Here is a 23,259-nt window from a genome sequence, read left to right as displayed (position 1 = left end):
CGCCCGCGTGGCCCTGATCCATGGGCCCGCGCGTCACTCTCCGCTTACGCTGGTGCGGCCGTCCGCGTGATGGCGGGAAACCACTGCGCCGCACGTCAGGAGCACCCCGATGGCCACGACGGAACACCCTCCTCCCAGTCGCCTGCGCGCCTGGATGCTGGAGGGCCTGTCCGACATGGGCAGGGGAGCGGCCGGGGCCGACGCGCAGGAGCCGGCGCACAAGGGCCAGCGGTGGTGGCGCGTCATGTGCCTCACCGGTGTGGACTACTTCTCCACCCTGGGCTACCAGCCGGGCATCGCCGCGCTGGCCGCCGGGCTGCTGTCGCCCGTCGCGACCATCGTCCTGGTGATAGTGACCCTGGCCGGCGCCCTGCCGGTGTACCGCCGGGTCGCCCGGGAGAGCCCGCACGGCGAGGGCTCGATCGCCATGCTGGAACGCCTGCTGTCGTTCTGGCAGGGCAAGTTGTTCGTGCTGACCCTGCTGGGCTTCGCGGCCACCGACTTCCTCATCACCATCACGCTGTCGGCCGCCGACGCCTCCACCCACCTGGTGGAGAACCCGCATCTGACCGACCTGCTGCACGGCAAGCAGATGCTGATCACGCTCGTCCTGGTCGCCCTGCTGGGCGCCGTGTTCCTCAAGGGATTCCTGGAGGCCGTCGGCGTCGCGGTCGTGCTCGTCGGCGTCTACCTCGCGCTGAACGTCGTCGTGGTGGTCACCGGCCTGTGGCACGTCCTCACCGCCGAGCACGTGGTCACCGACTGGGCGAACGCCCTGACCACGGAGCACGGCAACGTCTTCGTCATGATCGGCGTCGCCCTGATCGTCTTCCCCAAGCTCGCGCTGGGCCTGTCCGGCTTCGAGACCGGCGTCGCCGTGATGCCGCACGTCGAGGGCGACCCCGGCGACACCGAGGCCAATCCGAAGGGCCGTATCCGGGACACCAGGAAGCTGCTGACCACCGCGGCCGTCATCATGAGCTGCTTCCTGATCACCACCAGCTTCATCACCACGCTGCTCATCCCGGAGAGCGAGTTCAAGTCCGGCGGCCAGGCCAACGGCCGCGCGCTGGCCTATCTGGCGCACCAGTACCTCGGCAACGCCTTCGGCACGGTGTACGACGTGTCGACCATCGCGATCCTGTGGTTCGCCGGTGCCTCCGCGATGGCGGGCCTGCTCAACCTGATGCCGCGCTATCTGCCCCGCTACGGCATGGCACCGCACTGGGCCCGCGCGGTCCGTCCCATGGTCATCGTGTTCACGCTGGTCGCCTTCCTGGTGACCTGGATCTTCGACGCGAACGTGGACGCGCAGGGCGGCGCCTACGCGACCGGTGTGCTGGTGCTCATCAGCTCGGCGGCGATCGCGGTGACCATCGCCGCGCGCAAGGCCGGCCAGCGCAACTGGACCGTCGCGTTCGCGGTGATCTCGGCCGTGTTCCTCTACACGACCGTCGTGAACGTCATCGAGCGCCCGGACGGTGTGAAGATCGGTGCCTGCTTCATCGCGGGGATCATCCTGGTCTCGCTGCTGTCGCGGCTGGCCCGCGCCTTCGAGCTGCGCGTGACGAGCGTGGTGCTCGACCCCATGGCGGAACGTTTCATCCGGGATATGGCCAGCCGTAAGATCCGGTTCATCGCGAACGAGCCGGACCGGCGGGACAAGGCCGAGTACCGGGACAAGATCGAGCAGATCCGGCAGGACAACGACCTTCCGGAGCAGGAGGACTTCGTCTTCGCGGAGGTCACGGTCACCGACCCCTCCGAGTTCGAGGCTCAGCTGACCGTGCACGGCGAGGTGCTGCACGACCGCTACCGCATCCTCACCCTGGAGTCCGCGTCCGTCCCCAACGCCCTGGCGGCGCTGCTCCTGCACGTCCGCGACGAGACGCACTGCACCCCGCACATCTACTTCGAGTGGACCGAGGGCAGCCCCTTCGCCAACTTCCTCCGCTTCTTCCTCTTCGGCCAGGGCGAGGTCGCCCCGGTCACCCGGGAGGTCCTGCGCGAGGCGGAGCCGGACCCGAAGCGCAGGCCCCGCGTCCACACGGGCTGAGCGTGGCCGTCGGCCACCGGCCCCGCGCCCATCGCCCCTCCCCCGTCACCCCCACGGCCCACCCCGCGTCCGCTCTCGTCCGACCTGGCCTTATCGTGACCGGCATGCAGTCCTACACGATCGGCCAGGCGGCGCGGCTGCTCGGCGTGAGTCCCGACACCGCCCGCCGCTGGGCCGACGCCGGCCGGGTGGCGACCCACCGCGACGAGGCCGGGCGGCGCCTCATCGACGGCAAGGACCTCGCCGCGTTCTCCGTCGAGCTGGCCGGCTCGGGCACCGACGACGAGGACGCCCCGTACACCTCGGTGCGCAACGCGTTCCCCGGCATCGTCACCGCGATCAAGCTCGGCGACGTCGCCGCGCAGGTCGAGATCCAGGCGGGCCCGCACCGGCTGGTCTCCCTGCTGACCCGGGAGGCCGTGGAGGAACTGGGCCTGGAGGTCGGCATGGAGGCCACGGCCCGGGTCAAGTCCACCAACGTGCACATCGACCGCGTCTGATCCCCGGCCGTCACGGCGGCGGCCCCCCTTCGCGGCCGCCCCGCCGGACACCTCGGGTGGAGGCCGCCGCCCCGGGCCTGCGCCCCGCCCGGGGCGGCGGCCCCGGCTCACATGGTCACCGCGGTGACCGCACGCTCACGCCTTCACCGAGTACGAGTGCGCCCCCGTTCCGGCCAGCGCGCCCCCGTCGACGATCAGGTACTCGTCGCGGATCGGGCGGCCCGCGAACCACGACTCCAGGATCTCCCGGGTGCCGGCCGCGTACCGCGCCTGCGCCGACAGCGAGGAGCCGGAGATGTGCGGGGTCATCCCGTGGTGCGGCATGGTCCGCCAGGGGTGGTCGGCCGGCGCCGGCTGCGGGTACCACACGTCACCCGCGTACCCCGCCAACTGCCCGCTGCGCAGCGCCCGTTCCACGGCGTCACGGTCCACGATCCGGGCTCGCGCGGTGTTGATGAGGTACGCGCCGCGCTTCATCGTGCCGAGCAGTTCGTCCCCGAACAGCCCCTCCGTCTCCGGGTGCAGGGGCGCGTTGACGGTCACGACGTCGCACAGCGGCGCCATCTCCGCCGCGCTCTCGTGGAAGGTCAGCCCCAGTTCCTCCTCCACCTCGCGCGGCAGCCGGTACCGGTCCGTGTAGTGCAGCTTCACGTCGAAGGGCGCGAGCCGCCGCAGCACCGCGAGCCCGATCCGCCCGGCGGCCACCGTGCCGACGTGCATGCCCTCCAGGTCGTACGAACGGGCCACGCAGTCCGCGATGTTCCAGCCGCCGTCCAGCACGACCCGGTGGGAGGGCAGGTAGTTGCGCACCAGGGACAGCGTCATCATCACCACGTGCTCGGCGACGCTGATGCTGTTGCAGTACGTCACCTCGGCGACCGTCACGCCGTGCGCGATGGCGGCGTCCAGGTCGACGTGGTCGGAGCCGATGCCGGCGGTGACGGCGAGCTTGAGGTTCTTGGCGGCGGCGATCCGCTCGGGGGTCAGGTAGGCGGGCCAGAACGGCTGGGAGATGACGATGTCCGCGTCCGGCAGCTCACGGTCGAACACCGAGCCGTCGCCGTCCTTGTCGGAGGTGACGACGAGGGTGTGCCCGGCGCTCTCCAGGAAGGAGCGCAGGCCGAGTTCGCCGGAGACGCTGCCGAGGAGCCGGCCCGGCGTGAAGTCGACGGCCTCCGGGGTGGGCGCGGTCTGGCCGCCGGGGTAGTGGTCGATGACGGGAAGGTCGTCGCGGGCGTACGTGGTCGGGTATCCGTCGGTCGGGTCGTCGTACAGGACGCAGAGCACCTTGGCCATCTCGCGGCTCCTCAACTGGCGTTGTCGGAAGGTGCGTTTCACGATCCTCGGAGCTGAACACCCTGGTCAAAGCGATCCTGGCTATGTCCGAATAGCCCGCGGCTATCAGTCGCGTCCGCCCAGGTAGGTGTGCAGCAGGTCGTCCAGGGCGTCCCGCACCCCGGCCCCGCGCGCCACCGTCACCAGCGCCTCGGCGAGCACCGACCCGGGTTCGCCGCGCGCCACGACCAGACCGACGCGCGGCCCGTGCGCCGGCCCCGTCAGCGGCACCACCCGCATCCCCTCCGGCACACCGAACATGTGCAGCCACGCGTGCGAGATCACGCTCGACCAACGCCCGCCCGGCAGATGGGCGTAGAGCCCGGCGACGCTGTCCGACTCGATCGCCGGGACCGCCGTCGCGCCGTCGGCCGCGAAGCACTCGTCCATGATCCGCCGGTTGCGCATCCGCGTCCCCAGCAGGCACAACGGCAGCGCGGCGGCCTGCGCCCAACGCGCTCGCGCGACACCGCCGAGCGGGCCGTCGACGGGGGTGAGCAGGACGTACCGCTCCTCGTACAGCGGGAAGCGGCGCACCTGCCGCAGCGCGTCGTCGTCCAGGTACGTCATCGCCGCGTCCAGTTCGAACTCGCCCAGCCCGTGGGTGATCTCGGCCGAGGACAGCGACTCGACGGCCACCCGGGCGCCCGGGTGCCTCTCGCAGAAGGGGGTGGTGAGCAGCGAGGCGGCGGGCAGCGCCGTGGGCACCACACCGAGCCGCAGGGTGCCGGTCAGCCCGCCGCGCAGCAGCGACAACTGCTGCCGCAGCGCGTCCTGTTCGGCCAGGATGCGCTGCGCCCAGGCCAGCACCAGCTCGCCCTCCGGGGTCAGCCCCTCGTACCGCCGTCCGCGCCGCACGATCGGCACGTCCAGTTCGTGTTCCAGGCGGCGTATCGCGGCCGACAGCGAGGGTTGGGAGACGTAGCAGGCCGCCGCGGCGCGGGCGAAGTGCCGCTCCCGGGCGAGGGCGACGAGGTATTCGAGCTGGCGCAGCAGCATGTGCGGCCTCCGCGAGGGCTGGAAGAGATCAACAGGCTCCCGCAGAGGGCCGTTTCACACCGCGGCCGCCGCCTGGGGCAGCCAGCCGCGGTAGGCGCCGTCCACCCGGATCGCGGTGATGCCGCTGATGTGCCGGGCTCCACAGCGGTCCTGCGGGAGCACGAGCTGGGGTCCGGCCCGGTCGAGCGGGGTGTCGTCGATGCTCACGGCGAGCAGGACCGGGGCGTGGGCGAAGTCGGGGTCGATCTCGGCCCAGGACAGCAGGGCGTGGTGCCCGTCCGCTCCCGTCACGGCGATGAGGAAGCGCAGCCGGTCCTTGCGGCGGACGGGGTCGAAGCCGGGCCCCGCGTCGGTGAGCACGTCGTACAGGCGCGGTCCGGCGAACGCGTGGTACTGCATTCCGCTGGTGGCGCACTCGAAGGCGACCTTCACCCGGTGCTGCGGCCAGCGGAGCAGATCGGGCACGCCCAGCCGGGCCGGCCGGGCCAGATCGCCGCCCAGGGCGAGTTCCGCGAACGTCACGTGCCACCACCTCCCGCATGACGGTACCCGGAGCACGGCACCGTACAAACGCACATGCGCACCACACCCCGCCATTGTCCCTGCTCATGCAATGCGACAGAAGACTTCCGCCTGGCAGATGCGGCAGTATCATCATCACCACACGGCCCCGGAGCGGCCGTGCCAGGGTGCGCAGCCTTCCCGAGTGCTCCAAGGAGTAGATCCGTGATGACCCGTTCCGCGCGCCGGACCCGGCGATCGTTGCAGCTGGCCGGTGCGGGAGTCGCCGCACTGCTGGCCCTGAGCGCCTGTTCCTCCTCCGACGACTCGTCCTCGTCGTCGTCCTCGGCTTCGTCCTCGGACTCGTCCTCGGACTCGTCCGCCGCGTCGCCCAAGATGTCCGGCACGGTCACCGTGTTCGCCGCGGCCTCGCTCAAGGAGAGCTTCACGGCGCTGGGCAAGACGTTCGAGCAGGAGCACCCCGGCACCGAGGTCGCCTTCAACTTCGGCGGCAGCGACACCCTGGCCGCGAGCATCACCGGCGGCGCCCCGGCCGACGTGTTCGCCGCCGCGAGCCCCAAGACCATGGCGATCGTCACGGACAAGGGCGGCGCCTCCGGCACCCCCGCCACGTTCGTGCGCAACCAGCTGGAGATCGCCACCCTGCCGGGCAACCCCGACAAGGTCGCCTCTCTGAAGGACCTCACCAAGTCGGACCTGAAGGTCGTCCTGTGCGACAAGACCGTGCCGTGCGGCGCGGCCGCCCAGAAGGCCCTGGACGCGAGCAAGCTGAAGCTCACGCCGGTCTCCTACGAGCAGGACGTCAAGAGCGCCCTGACGAAGGTCGAGCTGAAGGAGGCCGACGCCGCGGTCGTGTACCAGACCGATGTGAAGGCCGCGGGTGACAAGGTGGAGGGCGTGGAGTTCCCCGAGTCGGCCGACGCCATCAACGACTACCCGATCGCCCTGCTGAAGAACGCGCCCAACGCCGTGGCGGCCAAGGCGTTCATCGCGCTGGTGCAGTCCCCCGACGGCCAGCAGGTGCTGAACGAGGCCGGGTTCCTCAAGCCGTGACCCAGCTCGACGAGTCCGGTGCCGCGGCCGACACCCTAGAGGGCGGTCCGCGGCGCCGGCGCGGGCGGGGGGTGCCGCTGCCGCTCCTGCTTCCCGGTGTCGTCGCCCTGGCCTTTCTGCTCCTGCCCCTGCTCGCACTGCTGGTACGGGCCCCGTGGAGCAGCCTCCCGGACCTGCTGACCAGCACCGGCGTCTGGCAGGCCCTCCAGCTGTCCCTGGTCACCGCGACGGCGGCGACCGCCGTGAGCATGGTCCTGGGTGTGCCGCTGGCCTGGCTGCTGGCCCGCACCGAGTTCCCGGGACGCGGTCTGGTCCGCGCGCTGGTGACCCTGCCGCTGGTCCTGCCGCCGGTCGTGGGCGGTGTGGCGCTGCTGCTCGCCCTCGGCCGCAACGGGGTGGTCGGCAAGTGGCTGGACTCCTGGTTCGGGATCACGCTGCCGTTCACCACGGCGGGTGTCGTGATCGCCGAGGCGTTCGTGGCGATGCCGTTCCTCGTGATCAGCGTCGAGGGCACCCTGCGCGCCGCCGACCCCCGCTTCGAGGAGGCCGCCGCCACCCTGGGCGCCTCCCGCTTCACCGCCTTCCGCCGCGTCACGCTCCCGCTGATCGCCCCCGGCATCGCCGCCGGGGCGGTCCTCGCCTGGGCCCGCGCGCTCGGCGAGTTCGGCGCGACGATCACCTTCGCGGGCAACTTCCCCGGCCGCACGCAGACGATGCCGCTCGCGGTCTACCTGGCCCTCCAGAACGACCCCGACGCGGCCATCGCCCTGAGCCTGGTCCTCCTGACGGTGTCCATCGCCGTCCTGGCGGGCCTGCGGGACCGCTGGATGACCGCCACATGAGCGGGCGGGGTACGGCGCGACGCGCGACGGGTACCCCCACCGTGCCGCTCCCCTCCCCCGCCCACCCCAGGATGTGCGCCCCATGACCGACATCGACGACACCACCGCCGGCCTCACCGCCGAGGGCGCGGGCGGCGGTCCGGGCGGCGGGCTCGACGCCCGTCTCGTCGTCGACCGCGGGACCTTCCGGCTGGACGTCGCGCTGCACGCCGCGCCCGGTGACGTCCTCGCCCTGCTGGGACCCAACGGCGCGGGCAAGACCACCGCGCTGCGCGCGCTCGCCGGTCTCGTCCCGCTCGGCGGTGGCCATCTGCGGCTGGACGGCGTCGAGTTGGACCGTACGCCGCCGGAGTCCCGGCCCGTGGGCGTGGTGTTCCAGGACTATCTGCTCTTCCCGCACCTGTCCGCGCTGGACAACGTCGCCTTCGGCCCCCGCTGCCGGGGCGCGGGCAGGGCGGAGGCCCGTGCGCAGGCCGCCGCGTGGCTGGAGCGCATGGGTCTCGCCGAGCACGCGGGCGCCAAGCCGCGCAGGCTCTCCGGCGGTCAGGCGCAGCGGGTCGCCCTGGCCCGCGCGCTGGCCACCCGGCCCCGGCTGCTGCTCCTGGACGAGCCCCTGGCCGCCCTGGACGCCCGCACCCGGCTCGACGTGCGCGCCCAACTCCGCCGTCACCTCGCCGAGTTCGAGGCCGTGGCGGTCCTGGTGACCCACGACCCGCTGGACGCCATGGTGCTGGCGGACCGGCTGGTGGTGGTCGAGGACGGCCGGATCGTCCAGGAGGGCGGTCCCGCCGAGATCGCCCGGCGCCCCCGCACCGACTACATCGCCCAGCTCGTCGGTCTGAACCTGTACCGGGGAGACGCCGCGGGCCACACCGTCGCGCTGGACGCCGGCCCGGAGATCACCACCACCGAGGAGCTCTCCGGCCCTGTCTTCGTGGCCTTCCCGCCGAGCGCCGTCACCCTCTTCCGCGACCGCCCCACCGGCGCCAGCGCCCGCAATCTGTGGCGCTGCGAGGTGAGCGGTCTGGAGACCCACGGCGACCAGATCCGGGCCGACCTGACGGGCGAACTCCCGCTCGCCGCCGATCTGACGACGGTGGCCGCCGCCGAACTCGACCTGCGTCCGGGCGCACCGGTCTGGGCGACGGTCAAGGCGACGCAGACCCACGCATACCCGGCATAGCCCTCTTCGGGCCCTACGTTGATGCCCATGACCTTGAGCATCCGCAACCAGCTCCCCGGCACCGTCACCACCGTCACCCCGGGCGAGGTGATGGCCACCGTCGGCATCCGGCTCACCGGCGGCCAGACCCTCACCGCCGCGATCACCCGGGAAGCCGCCACCGACCTCGGTCTCGCCCCGGGCACCGCCGTGCGCGCCCTGGTGAAGTCGACGGAGGTCGCCCTCGCCACCGGCCCGGTCGAGGGCCTGTCGATCCGCAACCAGCTCCCGGGCACCGTCACCGACGTGGCGACCGGCGGCGCGATGGCCCAGGTCCGTCTCACCGTCGACGGCGGCGCGCTGACCGCCGCCGTCACCAGGGACGCGGTGGACGACCTCGCCCTGACGGCCGGCTCACCGGCCGTCGCCCTGATCAAGTCGACCGAGATCTCCCTCGCGACGGCCTGACACGGGCGACCGGACACGGCACGGCACGGACGGCACAGCCGCCGGCACGGCAGGGCACGGGCGAGGGCTCCCACCCCGGTGTCCGGGTGGGAGCCCTCGCTCGACCACTCCTCGCTCGACTCCTCGCTCAGTCCTCGTACGCGTCCAGCGGCGGGCAGGAGCAGACCAGGTTGCGGTCGCCGTAGGCCTGGTCGATCCGGCGCACCGGCGGCCAGTACTTGTCGGCGGCCGACACACCGGCCGGGAAGACGGCCTCATCGCGGCTGTAGGCGTGCGTCCACTCACCGCCGAGCGCCGCCGCGGTGTGCGGGGCGCCCCGCAGCGGGTTGTCCTCCGCGGGCCACTCGCCCGCGCCGACCTTCTCGATCTCCGCGCGAATGGCGATCATCGCCTCGCAGAACCGGTCCAGTTCGGCCAGATCCTCGGACTCGGTGGGCTCGATCATCAGCGTGCCGGCCACCGGGAACGACATCGTCGGCGCATGGAAGCCGTAGTCGATCAGCCGCTTGGCGACATCGTCCACGCTCACGCCGGTCGCCTTGGTCAGCGGGCGCAGGTCGATGATGCACTCGTGCGCGACCAGCCCGCCCGGACCGGTGTAGAGCACGGGGTAGTGCGGCTCCAGGCGCTTGGCGATGTAGTTGGCGGACAGCACGGCCACCTGCGTGGCACGCTTCAGCCCCTCGCCGCCCATGAGGCGGACGTACGCCCAGGAGATCGGCAGGATGCCCGCCGAGCCCCACGGCGCCGCCGAGATCGGCCCGACGCCCGTCTCGGGGCCGGCCGCCGGCTGGAGCGGGTGGTTGGGCAGGTACGGCGCCAGGTGCGCGCGCACGCCGACCGGGCCGACACCGGGACCGCCGCCGCCGTGCGGGATGCAGAACGTCTTGTGCAGGTTCAGGTGCGAGACGTCGCCGCCGAAGTGGCCCGGCTTGGCGAGGCCGACCAGGGCGTTGAGGTTGGCGCCGTCGACGTACACCTGGCCGCCCGCCTCGTGGACCTGGGCGCAGATGTCGGCGACGTGCTCCTCGAACACCCCGTGCGTCGACGGGTAGGTGATCATCAGCACGGCCAGCTCGTCACGGTGCTGCTCGATCTTGGCCCGCAGGTCCTCGACGTCGACCTCGCCGTCCTCGGCGGTCTTCACGACGACGACCCGCATGCCGGCCATCACGGCGCTGGCCGCGTTGGTGCCGTGCGCGGAGGACGGGATGAGGCAGACGGTGCGCTGCTCGTCGCCGTTGGCGCGGTGGTATCCGCGGACCGCGAGCAGACCGGCCAGCTCGCCCTGCGAACCGGCGTTCGGCTGGAGGGAGACCTTGTCGTAGCCGGTGACCTCGGCGAGGCGCTCCTCCAGCTCGCGGATGAGCGTGAGGTAGCCCTCGGCCTGCTCGGCGGGCGCGAAGGGGTGCAGCTGTCCGAACTCGGGCCAGGTGACCGGCTCCATCTCGGTGGTCGCGTTGAGCTTCATGGTGCAGGAGCCCAGCGGGATCATGCCGCGGTCGAGCGCGTAGTCGCGGTCGGCCAGTCTGCGCAGGTAGCGCAGCATCGCGGTCTCGGAGCGGTGCTGGTGGAAGACCGGGTGGGTGAGGAACCCGGAGGTGCGCAGCAGACCGGCGGGCAGGGTCTCCTCGGCGGTGGCGTCCAGCGCCTCGATGTCGCCCTCGACGCCGAACGCGGCCCACACGGCGCCCAGGTGGGCCCGGTCCGTGGTCTCGTCGCAGGCGATCGAGACGTGATCGGCGTCGACGAGGCGCAGGTTGACCCCGTTGTCGCGGGCGGCGGCCACGACCTCGGCGGCCCGGCCCGCGACCTTGGCGGTCAGGGTGTCGAAGTAGGCGCCGTGGACGAGCTCGACGCCGCCCGCGGTGAGCCCGGCGGCGAGGACCGTGGCGTAGCGGTGGGTGCGGCGCGCGATGCCGGTCAGCCCGTCGGGCCCGTGGTACACGGCGTACATGCCGGCCATCACCGCGAGCAGCACCTGCGCGGTGCAGATGTTGCTGGTCGCCTTCTCACGGCGGATGTGCTGCTCACGCGTCTGGAGGGCGAGCCGGTACGCCTTGTTGCCGTCGGCGTCGACGGAGACGCCCACGAGCCGGCCGGGCAGGCTGCGCGCGAACTTCTCGTGCACGGCCATGTAGCCGGCGTGCGGTCCGCCGAAGCCCATCGGCACACCGAAGCGCTGCGTGGTGCCCACGGCGATGTCGGCGCCCAGCTCCCCGGGCGGGGTCAGCAGGGTGAGGGCGAGCAGGTCGGCGGCGACGGTGACGAGGGCGCCGAGTTCGTGCGCCTGCTCGATGACCGGCTTGAGGTCGCGTACGGCACCGGAGGCGCCCGGGTACTGGAGCAGCACGCCGTTGATCTCGCGCGCGGCGATCTCGGCCGGGATGCCGTCGCTGAGGTCGGCGACGACGACCTCGACGCCGGTCGGCTCCGCGCGGGTCTCGATGACGGCGACGGTCTGCGGCAGCGCGTCCGCGTCGATCAGGAAGAGGCCCTTCTTGTTCCTGCCCATGCGCCGGGACAGCGCCATCGCCTCGGCCGCGGCGGTGCCCTCGTCCAGCAGGGAGGCGCCGGAGGTGGGCAGGCCGGTGAGGTCGGCGACCATGGTCTGGAAGTTCAGCAGCGCTTCCAGGCGGCCCTGGGAGATCTCCGGCTGGTACGGCGTGTAGGCCGTGTACCAGGCCGGGTTCTCCATGACGTTGCGCAGGACGACGGGCGGGGTGAAGGTGCCGTAGTAGCCCAGGCCGATCATCGAGCCGAGCACCTGGTTGCGGTCCGCGAGGGAGCGCAGCTCGGCCAGCACCTCGGCCTCGGTCCGGGCGCCGGGCAGGTCCAGCGTGTCGGCGTTCTTGATGACGTCCGGGACGGCGGCCGCGGTGAGCTCGTCCAGCGAGCCGTAGCCCACCTGGGCGAGCATCTTGGCCCGCGCCTCCGGGTCGGGCCCGATGTGGCGGTCCTCGAACGGTGTGCCCCGCTCGAGTGCTGCGAGCGGAATGCGATCGGCGGTCATGGCGGAGGCCTCCTGGTCTGACGCGACCTTCGAGGGGCACCCCGGCGCGGGCACCCCGACGGCCTCCCCCTCTGTCATCTCGACCTGAGAGCTTCACCGGAGGCCCGTGGGCCCCGGCTTTCACCGTCGGTGAGAGCGGACGCCGTCGACGTCCGCCCTGCTTTCCAGAGTGACCTCGTCCGTGCGGTACGTGGGCCTGAGAGATTCCGGGGAGGATTTGCTCCTTCGGCGCCTCCGACGATCTCCGGAGGACTCTCCCGCACGGGGTCGGCAGCCGCTCATCAGCCTACCAGCGGGGTCAATGACCGGCTTTCGAGTGGCCGCATGGCCGATTGTGCACTTTTGTAGTGCCTACAGAGGCTTTGTGAGCATGAGGAGGGCCCGTGCAGACCGACATCGATCCGCGCCACCTGATCGGCCGCAAGGCGTTCGACCGCAACGGCACCAAGATCGGCACGATCGACGAGGTGTACCTCGACGACGCGACGGGTGTGCCGGAGTGGGCGGCCATACGGACCGGTCTCTTCTCGCGCGACGCCTTCGTCCCGCTCGAACCGAGCGAACTGGTCGAGGGCACCCTCCGGGTCCCCTTCGAACGCGCCCTGATCAAGGACGCCCCCGACTTCGGCGTGGGCCGTCACCTCTCCCCGGAGCAGGAGCTCCAGCTCTACCACCACTACGGCCTCGACGTGGCCCTGCCGTCGTCCACGGTCCCCGACCGGGACTTCGGCAAGGTCGCGGGCAAGGAAGACGCCTGACCCCCGGGGCCCGCGGCACGTCCACCACGGACGCTCTCCGGCTTCCCCCACCGCCGCGGTCCCCGTACGGAGCAACGTCCCCGCCCGGACTCCCGCCCTCCGCCGAGCGCACCCGCCTCACCCGCCCCCGCCGCCGATGTCACCTCCGCCCCGCACGGCTGCTCCCTCCAGCCCCGCGTCCTCGTCCCCCGCGTCTCCTGAGCCTCCCGGACCTCCCGGCACCAGCGGCAGCGGATCGGCCGGTTCCAACGCGGGATCATCCGTCCGGAACGTCCGCACCCGGCCCGGACCGGAGTCCGGGGTCTCGAAGCGGACCGTGACCCGGCCCAGACCGCTGCCCTGCACCCAGCCGTGGCCGTGCTCGGTGTGCCGAACGTCACGGCCCGGCGGCCAGCGGCGTTCGGCCGGCGCCGCCTCCCGGACGACGGGCGCGGCCTCGGCCTCCTCCTCGGCGGCCGTGTCCGCCGTGTCCGCCCGCTCGCCCGCCGCCTGTGCGAACAGGTCCTCCTGCGTGTAGTCGGCCAGCCCCGAGACGCCCACCCCGAGCAGCCGCACCCCACCGGTCGTGTCCACGGAGTCCAGGAGCCGCGCCGCCGCCTCCCGGACCACCGCCGGATCGTCCGTGGGACCCCGGAGCGTCTCCGACCGGGTCAGCGTCGAGAAGTCGTACCTGCGCACCTTGAGCACGATCGTCCGTCCCGAAAGGCCGGCCCCGCGCAGCCGCCGCACACACCGGTCCGCGAGGCGCTGCACCTCCAGCCCGACCCGCAGCCGGTCGTGGATGTCCACGTCGTAGGTGTCCTCGACCGACACCGACTTGGTCTCCCGCTCCGCCACCACGGGCCGCTCGTCGTGCGCCAGCGCCATCGCGTACAGCCCATGCCCGTGCGCCTTGCCCACCAGCCGCACCAGCTCGTCCTCCCCCGCCTCCGCCAGCTCCTCGACCGTGGTGATCCCGGCCCGCCGCAGGTGGTCGCCCGTCGCCGGCCCCACCCCCGGCAGGGTCCGCACCGACAGCGGACCGAGCAGCGCCCGCTCCGTGCCCGGTTCGATCAGCACCAGCCCGTCCGGCTTGGCCCGCTCTGAGGCGATCTTGGCGAGCATCTTGGAGGCCGCGAGCCCCACCGACCCGGTGAGCCCCGTGACCGTCCGTATGTCCTCGCGCAGCTTCTGCCCGGCCACCAGCGCCGACGCCTCGTCCCGGGCCGCGCCCCCGGCCTCCAGGTCCACGAACGCCTCATCCAGGCTCAGCGGCTCCACCAGGGGCGACAGCTCCCGCAGCAGCGCCATCACCCGCTCGCTGATCAGCCGGTAGAACCCGAACCGGGCCGTGAGGTAGGCGGCGTTCGGCGCCAGCCTGCGCGCCTGCGCCATGGGCATCGCCGAGTGGACCCCGAACACCCGCGCCTCGTACGAGGCGGTGGCGACCACCCCGCGCGGCCCGAGCCCGCCCACGACGACGGCCTTCCCGCGCAGGCTCGGCTTGGACGCCTGCTCCACCGAGGCGTAGAAGGCGTCCATGTCGAGATGCAGGATCGTGGGCGTGTTCCTCACATCTCCGATGCTGCACCACGCCACTGACAATGCCCCGGCGCAGGGCCGGGGCACGCCGCACCGGACTTCGCGGGGCCCAGCCCCTCGGGGCCCGGCCCGCGCGGCCGGAGCTCAGACGGCCCGGTTGCGCCGCCGGGCCAGTTCGTCCGCCGGGTTGTGACCGACGAGCGTCTCACCGGTGTCGATCCGCTCGCCGTGCAACTGCGACAGGGCGCCCTCCACGTCCCGCCACACCACGCCCACGGCGATCCCGAAGATGCCCTGGCCACCCTGGAGCAGCGCGTGGACCTCGTCCGGAGAGGTGCACTCGTACACCGTGGCGCCGTCGCTCATCAGCGTCATGCGCTCCAGGTCGCTGAAGCCGCGCTCACGCAGGTGCCGCACCGCCGAGCGGATGTTCTGGAGCGACACGCCCGTGTCCAGGAACCGCTTCACGATCTTCAGGACGACGACGTCCCGGAAGCTGTAGAGCCGCTGGGTGCCCGAGCCGTACGCGGGCCGCACGCTCGGCTCCACGAGCCCCGTGCGGGCCCAGTAGTCGAGCTGCCGATAGGTGATGCCGGCGGCCGCGCATGCCGTCGGACCGCGGTAACCGATCTCCTCGGACACCATGGACGCCGCCCCTCCGCTGCTCGGCACGGCCGTGGGCCGTTGCGGGGCGTGGTCCGCGCCGTGAAGCGGGTACGGACCGCTCTCCCCGAAACCGCGTCCGGGGGCACCCCCAGCCGTACCGTCGCCGCTGCTTCTCACGCCGACCTCCGTCCTTGACCTGCCCTCTCGACGGTAGGCAGTCACCAGGGGTGCGTCAACGATCGCCACACTCGGCACGCCGAGTGATAATCACCCTAGGAGTGGTTTTCCGTCCCCACCGCGGGGAAAGGCTAGCCGAATGCGCTCGTGGGCAGTCCCACGACGCCCTCACTGGCCCCTGGCACATGCCCCGGCCCCGGAACCGACAACGGCCCGGCACGGACCGTGGTCCGCCGGGCCGACCAGCCGTTCTACTGGCTGCTGGTGCCGAAGTCCTCGGGCGAGATCTGATCGAGGAACTCGCGGAACTTCTCCACCTCGTCCTCCTGCTCGTCCGGGATCGCGATCCCCGCGTCGTCCAGCACCGTGTCACTGCCGTAGATCGGCGTCCCGGTGCGCAGGGCCAGCGCTATGGCGTCGGACGGACGCGCGCTCACCTCCACCCCGCTCGCGAAGACCAGCTCCGCGTAGAAGACGCCCTCACGCAGGTCCGTGATGCGCACTTCGCTGAGCTCCTGCCCGACGGCCTCCAGCACGTCCTTGAACAGGTCGTGGGTCAGCGGTCGTGCGGGAGCCATGCCCTGCTGCGCGAAGGCGATCGCCGTCGCCTCCCCCGGGCCGATCCAGATGGGGAGGTACCGATCGCCGCCCACTTCACGCAGGAGCACGATCGGTTGGTTCGAGGGCATTTCGACCCGGACACCTACGACATCGAGCTCGTTCACACAGCAACCCTAGGCCGTGCCCGGGACGTTTGGGTAGTCGGGCCGGGATCGGGCGACCCGTCCGGGGGCCCGGACACAGTCACCGCTCAAGGCAGGCGCAAGCCGAGCGCGGTCCTCACCAGCGCCGCGTGCAGCCGCACGGTCAGCTCCGCCAGCTCCTCCGTACGGGCCTGGGCATGGGCCCTGGTCTGCGGATTGCGGTGCCGTTTGAGCGGGGCGACCACCTGGTCGACCAGCCCGGCCTCCCGGTCGGCGGCGGCCTTCATCACCCGCAGGTGGCGCGGCTCGATGCCGAAGCGGCCCAGCTCCGAGACGAGCCCGGCCACCGTGACCACCTCCGCGTCGTACGAGCCGTCCTCCAACGGGGCGAGCAGGCCGTACGACTCCCACTCCCGCAGCACGCCCTCGTCGATCTCCGCGGCCGCCAGCAGCTCGCCGCGCCTGATCCTGGCCGCCGTGGGCCCCTCGACCGGCTCAGGGAGGGCCCGAGGACTGCCGTCGCGCTGACGCCCCACGAGCGGCGGCGGTACGGCCTCGCCGCGCTCCACGGCGTCCAGGTGTTCCCTGATCACCTTGAGCGGCAGATAGTGGTCCCGCTGCATCCGCAGCACGTGTCCGAGGCGCTCGACGTCCGCCGCGCTGAACTTGCGGTACCCCGAAGGCGTCCGCTGCGGCTCGACCAGGCCCTCCGACTCCAGGAAACGGATCTTGGAGATCGTGACCTCGGGGAACTCGTCGCGCAGCACGTTGAGTACCGAGCCGATGCTCATCAGCCCGCCGTCCGGGGCGGCGGTGCCGTGTCCGGCACCGCCGCTCGGTGTCTGCGCCATGGACCTTCCCCGATTCCTCCCGCGGACCGGGTCCGCGGGAGGGTCAGATGCCCTGCCGGCTCGCGTAGAACACCAGCCGGTACTTGCCGATCTGCACCTCGTCGCCGTTCGCGAGACCGACCTGGTCGATCCGCTCGCGGTTGACGTACGTGCCGTTCAGACTGCCCACGTCGGCCACCGTGAAGGAGCCGTCGGGCAGCCGGCGGAACTCCACGTGGCGGCGCGAGACCGTCACGTCGTCCAGGAAGATGTCGCTCTGCGGATGACGGCCGGCCGTGGTCAGCTCGCCGTCCAGCAGGAAGCGGCTGCCCGAGTTGGGACCGCGCCGCACCACCAGCAGCGCCGAACCCACCGGCAGCGCGTCCACCGCGGCCTGCGCCTCCGGCGACAGCGTCGGCAGCTGCGTCTGACCGGTCACCTCGGCGTCGTACGCCTCCAGGCCGGAGATGGAGATGGTGGACGTCGTCTCGGACGGACGCTCCGGGGTCGCCCCCGGGCGCAGCGGCGCGCCGCAGTTGGAACAGAACCGCGCGTTCTCCGCGTTGCGGTTGCCGCACCTCGTACACACCAGGATCGACATGGACGGATCCTCCTGCCGCGGCTGCCCCGCCGGGGCGTTGGACGCGTACGGGTCGGAGGCAAACCCTCCACCCGTACTTGAGGTTGACGGTTGCCCGAAACCTATGCCGCCGGACTGGGCAGGGTCAACCGACGCCGCGCCCTGACCTCCGGAAAAGTCACCACCCGGACCAGCCACCTGGTCACGGAACAGCGGACGCTGGCCCTCTGCGTCAGGCTGTGCGCGATGGCGAGCGGTGGCGTTGTCGCCGCCGTCTCGCGCGCTCTTGCCGAACAACTTCGCAAACAACTTCACGGGCGATTCCCCTTGACCGAAACAGACCCGCCCGTGGGGCAGGACGAACCCTGATTCCATACACCGGCCGACCCGGACATCCTCACAACGTCCGTATCCACCAGACAGTTTCCACCACGCACCACCCCGTCGGTGCGTCGACCCCCCGCAACCTCATGCCCCTGACGGACGTCCCCCATGCACCGCCGGTTCACTGCGACGACGACCGAGCGTAGTCAGGCTGCTTCGCCGCTCGCAAGGCGTCCACGACGATCTTGGTCGAACGCTCGATCGTCACAGTGGCCTGCTCCTTCTCGAGGGTCTGCACCACGCCTCCGGGAATGTTGAGCGCCGGCTCCAGATCCTGCGGCTTGCCGATGACCTTGAAACGAAACGGAGCGTTGATCTTGTTCCCGTCGACGCCGACCGTCTTGCCCGAGTCCGTGAGGTAGGTGCCGGCGACGACCCTGACACCGTTGACCTGGATCGCCTCCGCGCCCGCGGCGCGCAGTTCCTGGACCGCGTCGAGCAGCATGTCCGCCTGGACCGTCCCCTTCGTGTCGTCGATCGTCATGGTGATGCCAGGACCCTCCGCGGCCACGGTGCCCGCCAGGATGCCGAGTTGCCTCTCCTTCTCGGCGGTCTGTCTGCGTGCCTCCGCGGCCTGGTCGGAGCTGGTCTGCAACTCCTGCCGCTGCTTCTCCAGTCCCGTCTTCTCGTCTTCAAGACGCTGAGTACGGTCGTCGAGTTCATCGAGAATGCGAACAAGATCTTCCTGCCGCGCGCCGCGCAGCGCGTTGTCGCTGTCACTGTTCGACGCCACCTGCACCGCGAGCCCGAATCCGAGCCCGAACAGCAGCAGGGCGACGATGAGTTGGGCCCGGCTGATGCGCGGCGGCCACAGCCCGTCGACCAGCCGCTGCCGACCGGTCGGTCCGGGCGGTGCCGCCTCGTCGCCACCCGCGCGCCCCGGCGCGGCGGAGGCGTCCCTGGACGCCTCCGCGGGCACTTCCGCGGGCACTTCCTGGGGCAGTTCCCTGCGCAGCCCGTTCTCCGGCTGCTCGTCCTGGTTGCTCATCCGCCTCACGCCCGGAACACGTGCCGCCGGATCGCCGCGGCGTTGGAGAAGATCCGGATGCCGAGGACCACCACGACACCGGTGGACAATTGCGCGCCCACACCCAGCTTGTCGCCCAGGAACACGATGAGCGCGGCCACGACGACGTTCGACAGGAACGAGACCACGAAGACCTTGTCGTCGAAGATGCCGTCGAGCATGGCCCGCAGGCCGCCGAAGACGGCGTCGAGCGCCGCGACGACGGCGATCGGCAGGTAAGGCTCGACGACCGCCGGAACCTCGGGACGGACCAGCAGGCCCGCCACGACTCCCACGACGAGGCCCAGTACGGCGATCACGATGTGCCCTTCTCAGTTCTCGGCTGTGCGGTACGGACGATCACACTCGGTGCGGCGGGCAGCCGGAGGTCGGTCTGTGTGGAGATACCGGTCCGGATGCCGAAGTTCTCTTGCAGCGCGTGCAGATAGAGGCCGTCGGCGCTGTCCTGGAACGTCGTGCTCAGCCTGTTCCCGTCCCCCACCGCCAGGACCGTGTAGGGCGGCACCAGCGGCTTGTTGTCGACCAGTATCGCGTCACCCGCGGCCCTGATCGCGGACAGGGCGGTCAGCCGCTGCCCGTTGATCGAGACGGCCTCGGCGCCGGAGGCCCACAGTCCGTTCACGACGCGCTGCATGTCACGGTCGCGGACCCGGCCGGTGTCGGAGAAGCCCGAGGTCTCCCGCGGGTCGCCGTCGCCACCGGACGTGGCTTCCTTGGCGTCGTCGACGACCAGCTTCACCCCGGGGCCGTGCACCGCCGTGGCGCCCGACAGGATGCCCACGAGGTCCGCGCCTTCACTGCCGCCGCTCGACCTCAGGGCGGCCCGCTGGCGGGCGCTCACGTCGTCGCGGAGCTTGTCGACGCCGCCCTCCAGCCTGTCCGCCGACGTGGTCTCCTCGTCGATGCGGTCGAGCAGCTCCTGGCGCTCCCTGGCGACGACGGGGGCCGCCACGCGCGCCTGGGCCGCCCCGACGGTCACGACGAGCGCCGCGAGCACCAGACCGCCCGCGAGGCCCAGCTTCGCCCGGAGCGTCTTCGGCATGCCGCCCTCGCCCCAGGCGTTCCTCCGTGCGGCGGCCTCCGCATAGCCGTCGTCCAGGCTGTGGTCCATGACGTTGGTGATCAACGACATGGAGGCATCCGGACGCGAAGGCCGCGCGGCCTTGCTCCGAACGGGGGGTTGCTGCGGCATGCCGCACATCGTCGCACGTCGCGAGCAGTACCTCCGAATGGCCCCACCGGCGTGCCGGACAGGCCCCCTTGGGGACACTTGTCCGGCACGCGCGCGTGCGGCTGTTTCTACCGGCCGGCGCTGTCCACGATCGCCGCCCATTCGTCCAGGAGTGCCTGCGCGGAGGCGTCGTCCGGCCCCTCCGCCCACAGGTGCGTGACCGCCTCGGCCGGGTCCGGGAGGACCATCACCCAGCGCCCGTCGGTCTCCACGACGCGTACCCCGTCCGTGGTGTCGACGGAGCGGTCCCCGGCGGCCTCGACGACACGCCGCATCACGAGACCCTTGACGGCCCACGGCGTCGCGAGGTCCCGCTTGATGACGTGCGCGCGCGGGATCCGCGCGTCGATCTGGCTCAGGGTGAGCTGCGTGCGCGCCACCAGCCCGATCAGCCGTACGAACGCCGCCGTGCCGTCGTAGACACCGCTGAACTCCGGGACGATGAAGCCGCCCTTGCCGTCGCCACCGAAGATGGTCCCCTCCTCGCGGCCCACGCGCGTGAGGTCGTCGGGCGAGGTGGTCGTCCACTCGACCTGGGTGCCGTGGTAGGCGGCCACCTGCTCGGCGATCCGGGTCGTGGTCACCGGCAGCGCCACCCGCCCGCTGCGCCGCTCCGCGGCGATCAGGTCGAGCATCACGAGCAGCGCCCGGTCGTCCTCGATGATGCGGCCCTTCTCGTCGACGAGCGACAGCCGCTCGCCCACGGGGTCGAACCGCACGCCGAAGGCGGCTCCCGAGGACGCCACGATCTCACCGAGCCGCACCAGCCCCGAGCGCCGGATGTCGGCCGTCTCCGTGGGCCGCGACTCGTCGAGGCCGGGGTTGATGGTCAGGGAGTCCACGCCGAGCTTTCCGAGCAGGCTGGGCAGGACCAGGCCGGCGCTGCCGTTGGAGGCGTCCACGACCACCTTGAGCCCGGATTCGGCTATGCCGGTGGTGTCGACGTTGCGCAGCAGCGAGCCGGTGTACGAGTCGAAGACGCTCGACGGGAAGTGCAGGTCGCCGATCTCACCGGGGAACGCGCGCCGGTACTCCTGCCGGGCGAACACCCGGTCCAGCTTGCGCTGGCTCCCCTGGGAGAGGTCGGCGCCCTGCCCGTCGAAGAACATGATGTCGACGGAGTCGGGCACACCCGGCGAGGTCCGGATCATGATGCCGCCGGAGCTGCCCCGCGCGGTCTGCTGACGGGCCACGGGCAGCGGTACGTTCTCCAGGTCCCGTACGTCGATGGCGCTGGCCTGGAGGGCGGAGATCACGGCCCGCTTCAGGGCACGGGCGCCTCGGGAGTGGTCACGCGCGGTGGTGACCGTGGAGCCCTTCTTGAGCGTGGTCGCGTACGCCCCGGCCAGCCGCACGGCCAGTTCCGGCGTGATCTCCACGTTCAGGATGCCGCTGACCCCGCGGGCGCCGAACAGGTGCGCCTGGCCTCTGGACTCCCAGATGACCGAGGTGTTGACGAACGCGCCGGCCTCGATCGTCTTGAACGGGTAGACGCGCACATTGCCCTGAACGATCGATTCTTCACCGATCAGGCACTCGTCGCCGATGACGGCGCCGTCCTCGATCCGTGCCGCGCGCATGATGTCGGTGTTCTTGCCGACGACGCAGCCGCGGAGGTTGCTGTGCTGCCCGATGTACACGTTGTCGTGCACGACGGCCTTGTGCAGGAACGCGCCGCTCTTGACGACCACGTTGGAGCCGACGACCGTGTGCTCGCGGATCTCGGCGCCGGCCTCGACCTTCGCGTAGTCGCCGATGTAGAGCGGTCCGCGCAGCACCGCGTCGGGGTGTACCTCGGCGCCCTCGGCCACCCAGACGCCGGGGGAGATCTCGAAGCCGTCGATGTCGACGTCGACCTTGCCCTCCAGGACGTCGGCCTGCGCCTTGACGTACGACTCGTGGGTGCCGACGTCCTCCCAGTAGCCCTCGGCGACATAGCCGTAGACCGGCTTGCCCTCCTTCATGAGCTGCGGGAAGACATCACCGGACCAGTCGACCGGGACGTCGGCCTCGACATAGTCGAATACCTCGGGCTCCATCACGTAGATGCCCGTGTTGACCGTGTCGGAGAAGACCTGTCCCCAGGTCGGCTTCTCGAGGAAACGCTCGACCTTTCCCTCTTCGTCGACGATGGTGATGCCGAACTCCAGCGGATTGGGCACACGCGTCAGACAGACGGTGACAAGTGCACCCTTTTCCTTGTGGAAATTGATCAGCTCGGTGAGGTCGAAGTCGGTCAGGGCATCACCGGAGATGACCAGGAAAGCATCGTCCTTCAACGCCTCTTCGGCGTTCTTGACGCTTCCGGCGGTACCGAGTGGCTTCTCCTCGTTGGCATATGTGAGCTCCATTCCGAGCTCCTCGCCGTCACCGAAGTAGTTCTTGACCAACGAGGCCAGGAACTGCACGGTCACGACGGTCTCGTTGAGCCCATGCCTTTTGAGCAGCCGCAGCACGTGCTCCATGATCGGGCGGTTCGCCACGGGCAGGAGCGGCTTGGGCATGCTCGAGGTCATCGGGCGAAGGCGAGTGCCTTCGCCACCGGCCATCACGACGGCCTTCATGTCGGAAGCGTCCTCCTCCAAGAGATGACGGTCTAGCCGACTTCACCCGTCAAGATTGTCCCGCACTTTTCCGTCGAGGGCCATCGAGCCACCGCGTTCGGGCAATCGCCGAGCTCAGTCGGCCATGGCGTCCGCACGGACCAGGCGGCGGACTTGTACCACGTAGAGCACTCCTGCCCACCAGTAGAGCGTTGTACCCCATCCGGCGAACGCCCATCCGAAAATCGCAGCGAGTGACGAGATCCAACCGCTTCCGTCACTGAGCAGAAGCAACGGGAAGGCGTACATCAGATTGAACGTGGCCGCCTTCCCCAGGAAGTTCACCTGCGGCGGCGGATAGCCGTGCCGCCTGAGGACGCCGACCATCACCAGCAGGACCAGTTCGCGTGCGAGAAGCACGGCGGTCAGCCAGAGCGGCAGGATCTCACGCCAGGTGAGGCCCACCAGGGTCGAGAGGATGTAGAGCCGGTCGGCGGCCGGGTCGAGGAGCCGGCCGAGGCTGCTGATCTGGTTCCAGCGCCGCGCGAGTTTGCCGTCCAGGTAGTCGCTGATCCCGCTCAGCGCGAGGATCAGCAGTGCCCAGCCGTCACTCTTGGGGCCACCGAACTCCGGCCTGAGGATGAGCCACAGGAAGACGGGGACGCCGACGAGCCGCGCCATGCTGAGGATGTTCGGGATGGTGAGGACCCGGTCCGTCTGGACACGGGTCTCCTGGACCTCCACCCGGGGGCCTCCTGTGGGAAAAGAACCAACGATGCCCCCTGACCCTACCTCAACGCAAAAAAGCTCTGGCCCTCGGGCTGTACGCCCAAGAGCCAGAGCTCTAAAAGGAGTTCGGCGGTGTCCTACTCTCCCACAGGGTCCCCCCTGCAGTACCATCGGCGCTGTAAGGCTTAGCTTCCGGGTTCGGAATGTAACCGGGCGTTT

Annotated in this window: 21 protein-coding genes, 1 rRNA gene and 1 riboswitch; of the genes, 7 read left to right on the top strand and 15 right to left on the bottom strand. The window is 71.1% G+C overall.

Annotated elements, in window-relative coordinates:
• Positions 1-109 precede the first annotated feature (109 nt).
• On the top strand, positions 110-2,056 hold the full coding sequence (locus AB0F77_RS37050; protein WP_361957214.1) for an amino acid transporter: 1,947 nt from the start codon (positions 110-112) through the stop codon (positions 2,054-2,056).
• Positions 2,057-2,160: 104 nt separating this feature from the next.
• A complete protein-coding gene (locus tag AB0F77_RS37045; RefSeq protein WP_361957211.1) occupies positions 2,161-2,556 on the top strand; it encodes a helix-turn-helix transcriptional regulator in 396 nt (131 codons plus the stop codon).
• A gap of 135 nt (positions 2,557-2,691) precedes the next feature.
• On the opposite strand, the gene AB0F77_RS37040 is transcribed toward AB0F77_RS37045, so the two are convergent.
• From AB0F77_RS37040 to AB0F77_RS37030, 3 genes are all read right to left on the bottom strand, one after another.
• Positions 2,692-3,852, bottom strand: coding sequence for an NAD-dependent formate dehydrogenase (locus AB0F77_RS37040; protein ID WP_361957208.1), 1,161 nt, complete (start codon positions 3,850-3,852; stop codon positions 2,692-2,694).
• Positions 3,853-3,957: 105 nt separating this feature from the next.
• The gene (locus tag AB0F77_RS37035; protein ID WP_361957205.1) at positions 3,958-4,890 is read right to left on the bottom strand and encodes a LysR family transcriptional regulator; all 933 of its coding nucleotides are present in this window, start codon (positions 4,888-4,890) and stop codon (positions 3,958-3,960) included.
• A 54-nt stretch (positions 4,891-4,944) separates the two neighbouring features.
• Complete coding sequence (locus AB0F77_RS37030) at positions 4,945-5,412, bottom strand: molybdopterin-dependent oxidoreductase (protein WP_361957202.1); 468 nt, start codon at positions 5,410-5,412, stop codon at positions 4,945-4,947.
• A gap of 207 nt (positions 5,413-5,619) precedes the next feature.
• Between AB0F77_RS37030 and modA the strand changes: the two genes are divergently transcribed.
• The 4 genes from modA (at position 5,620) to AB0F77_RS37010 (ending at position 8,937) form a co-directional block, all read left to right on the top strand.
• Positions 5,620-6,465, top strand: a complete 846-nt coding sequence (modA, locus tag AB0F77_RS37025) for a molybdate ABC transporter substrate-binding protein (RefSeq protein ID WP_361957199.1) — start codon at positions 5,620-5,622, stop codon at positions 6,463-6,465.
• Complete coding sequence (gene modB, locus AB0F77_RS37020) at positions 6,462-7,307, top strand: molybdate ABC transporter permease subunit (RefSeq protein WP_361957196.1); 846 nt, start codon at positions 6,462-6,464, stop codon at positions 7,305-7,307. The genes modA and modB overlap by 4 nt, the downstream gene beginning before the upstream one ends.
• A gap of 82 nt (positions 7,308-7,389) precedes the next feature.
• Positions 7,390-8,490, top strand: a complete 1,101-nt coding sequence (locus AB0F77_RS37015; protein WP_361957193.1) for an ABC transporter ATP-binding protein — start codon at positions 7,390-7,392, stop codon at positions 8,488-8,490.
• Between the two features lie 27 nt (positions 8,491-8,517).
• Entirely contained in the window at positions 8,518-8,937 is a 420-nt protein-coding gene (locus AB0F77_RS37010; protein ID WP_361957190.1) for a TOBE domain-containing protein, read from the top strand.
• A gap of 127 nt (positions 8,938-9,064) precedes the next feature.
• Here the strand turns inward: AB0F77_RS37010 and gcvP are convergent, their stop codons facing one another.
• Complete coding sequence (gcvP, locus tag AB0F77_RS37005; RefSeq protein WP_361957187.1) at positions 9,065-11,950, bottom strand: aminomethyl-transferring glycine dehydrogenase; 2,886 nt, start codon at positions 11,948-11,950, stop codon at positions 9,065-9,067.
• A 174-nt stretch (positions 11,951-12,124) separates the two neighbouring features.
• Positions 12,125-12,220: riboswitch (glycine riboswitch) on the bottom strand.
• A gap of 113 nt (positions 12,221-12,333) precedes the next feature.
• Between gcvP and AB0F77_RS37000 the strand changes: the two genes are divergently transcribed.
• A complete protein-coding gene (locus tag AB0F77_RS37000; protein ID WP_361957184.1) occupies positions 12,334-12,708 on the top strand; it encodes a PRC-barrel domain-containing protein in 375 nt (124 codons plus the stop codon).
• Between the two features lie 117 nt (positions 12,709-12,825).
• Here the strand turns inward: AB0F77_RS37000 and AB0F77_RS36995 are convergent, their stop codons facing one another.
• From AB0F77_RS36995 to rrf, 11 genes are all read right to left on the bottom strand, one after another.
• Positions 12,826-14,262 (bottom strand): DNA polymerase IV, encoded by a 1,437-nt coding sequence (locus tag AB0F77_RS36995; RefSeq protein ID WP_361957181.1) that lies wholly within the window; start codon positions 14,260-14,262, stop codon positions 12,826-12,828.
• 111 nt (positions 14,263-14,373) lie between these two features.
• Positions 14,374-15,012, bottom strand: coding sequence for a MerR family transcriptional regulator (locus AB0F77_RS36990; RefSeq protein ID WP_361957178.1), 639 nt, complete (start codon positions 15,010-15,012; stop codon positions 14,374-14,376).
• Between the two features lie 251 nt (positions 15,013-15,263).
• Positions 15,264-15,737 carry a bifunctional nuclease family protein gene (locus AB0F77_RS36985; RefSeq protein ID WP_189316188.1) on the bottom strand — a complete coding sequence of 158 codons (474 nt, stop codon included), beginning with the start codon at positions 15,735-15,737 and terminating at the stop codon, positions 15,264-15,266.
• 86 nt (positions 15,738-15,823) lie between these two features.
• Positions 15,824-16,567: a MerR family transcriptional regulator gene (locus tag AB0F77_RS36980; protein WP_361957174.1), complete on the bottom strand. Its 744-nt coding sequence runs from the start codon at positions 16,565-16,567 to the stop codon at positions 15,824-15,826.
• A gap of 43 nt (positions 16,568-16,610) precedes the next feature.
• The gene (locus tag AB0F77_RS36975; protein ID WP_361957171.1) at positions 16,611-17,501 is read right to left on the bottom strand and encodes an FHA domain-containing protein; all 891 of its coding nucleotides are present in this window, start codon (positions 17,499-17,501) and stop codon (positions 16,611-16,613) included.
• 130 nt (positions 17,502-17,631) lie between these two features.
• On the bottom strand, positions 17,632-18,498 hold the full coding sequence (locus AB0F77_RS36970) for a DUF881 domain-containing protein (RefSeq protein WP_361957168.1): 867 nt from the start codon (positions 18,496-18,498) through the stop codon (positions 17,632-17,634).
• A 5-nt stretch (positions 18,499-18,503) separates the two neighbouring features.
• Positions 18,504-18,836 carry a small basic family protein gene (locus AB0F77_RS36965; RefSeq protein WP_003988855.1) on the bottom strand — a complete coding sequence of 111 codons (333 nt, stop codon included), beginning with the start codon at positions 18,834-18,836 and terminating at the stop codon, positions 18,504-18,506.
• Positions 18,833-19,669: a DUF881 domain-containing protein gene (locus AB0F77_RS36960; RefSeq protein ID WP_361957165.1), complete on the bottom strand. Its 837-nt coding sequence runs from the start codon at positions 19,667-19,669 to the stop codon at positions 18,833-18,835. The genes AB0F77_RS36965 and AB0F77_RS36960 overlap by 4 nt, the downstream gene beginning before the upstream one ends.
• A gap of 167 nt (positions 19,670-19,836) precedes the next feature.
• Positions 19,837-22,332 carry a mannose-1-phosphate guanyltransferase gene (locus AB0F77_RS36955; RefSeq protein ID WP_361957162.1) on the bottom strand — a complete coding sequence of 832 codons (2,496 nt, stop codon included), beginning with the start codon at positions 22,330-22,332 and terminating at the stop codon, positions 19,837-19,839.
• A gap of 114 nt (positions 22,333-22,446) precedes the next feature.
• Positions 22,447-23,055 (bottom strand): CDP-alcohol phosphatidyltransferase family protein, encoded by a 609-nt coding sequence (locus AB0F77_RS36950; protein ID WP_361957159.1) that lies wholly within the window; start codon positions 23,053-23,055, stop codon positions 22,447-22,449.
• 109 nt (positions 23,056-23,164) lie between these two features.
• Positions 23,165-23,259: ribosomal RNA gene (rrf, locus tag AB0F77_RS36945) — 5S ribosomal RNA — on the bottom strand; the annotation flags it as partial.

It is taken from the genome of Streptomyces sp. NPDC026672 (genome assembly GCF_040638185.1).
Classification (GTDB): Bacteria; Actinomycetota; Actinomycetes; order Streptomycetales; family Streptomycetaceae; genus Streptomyces.
This window is presented reverse-complemented; position numbering and strand designations above follow the sequence as displayed.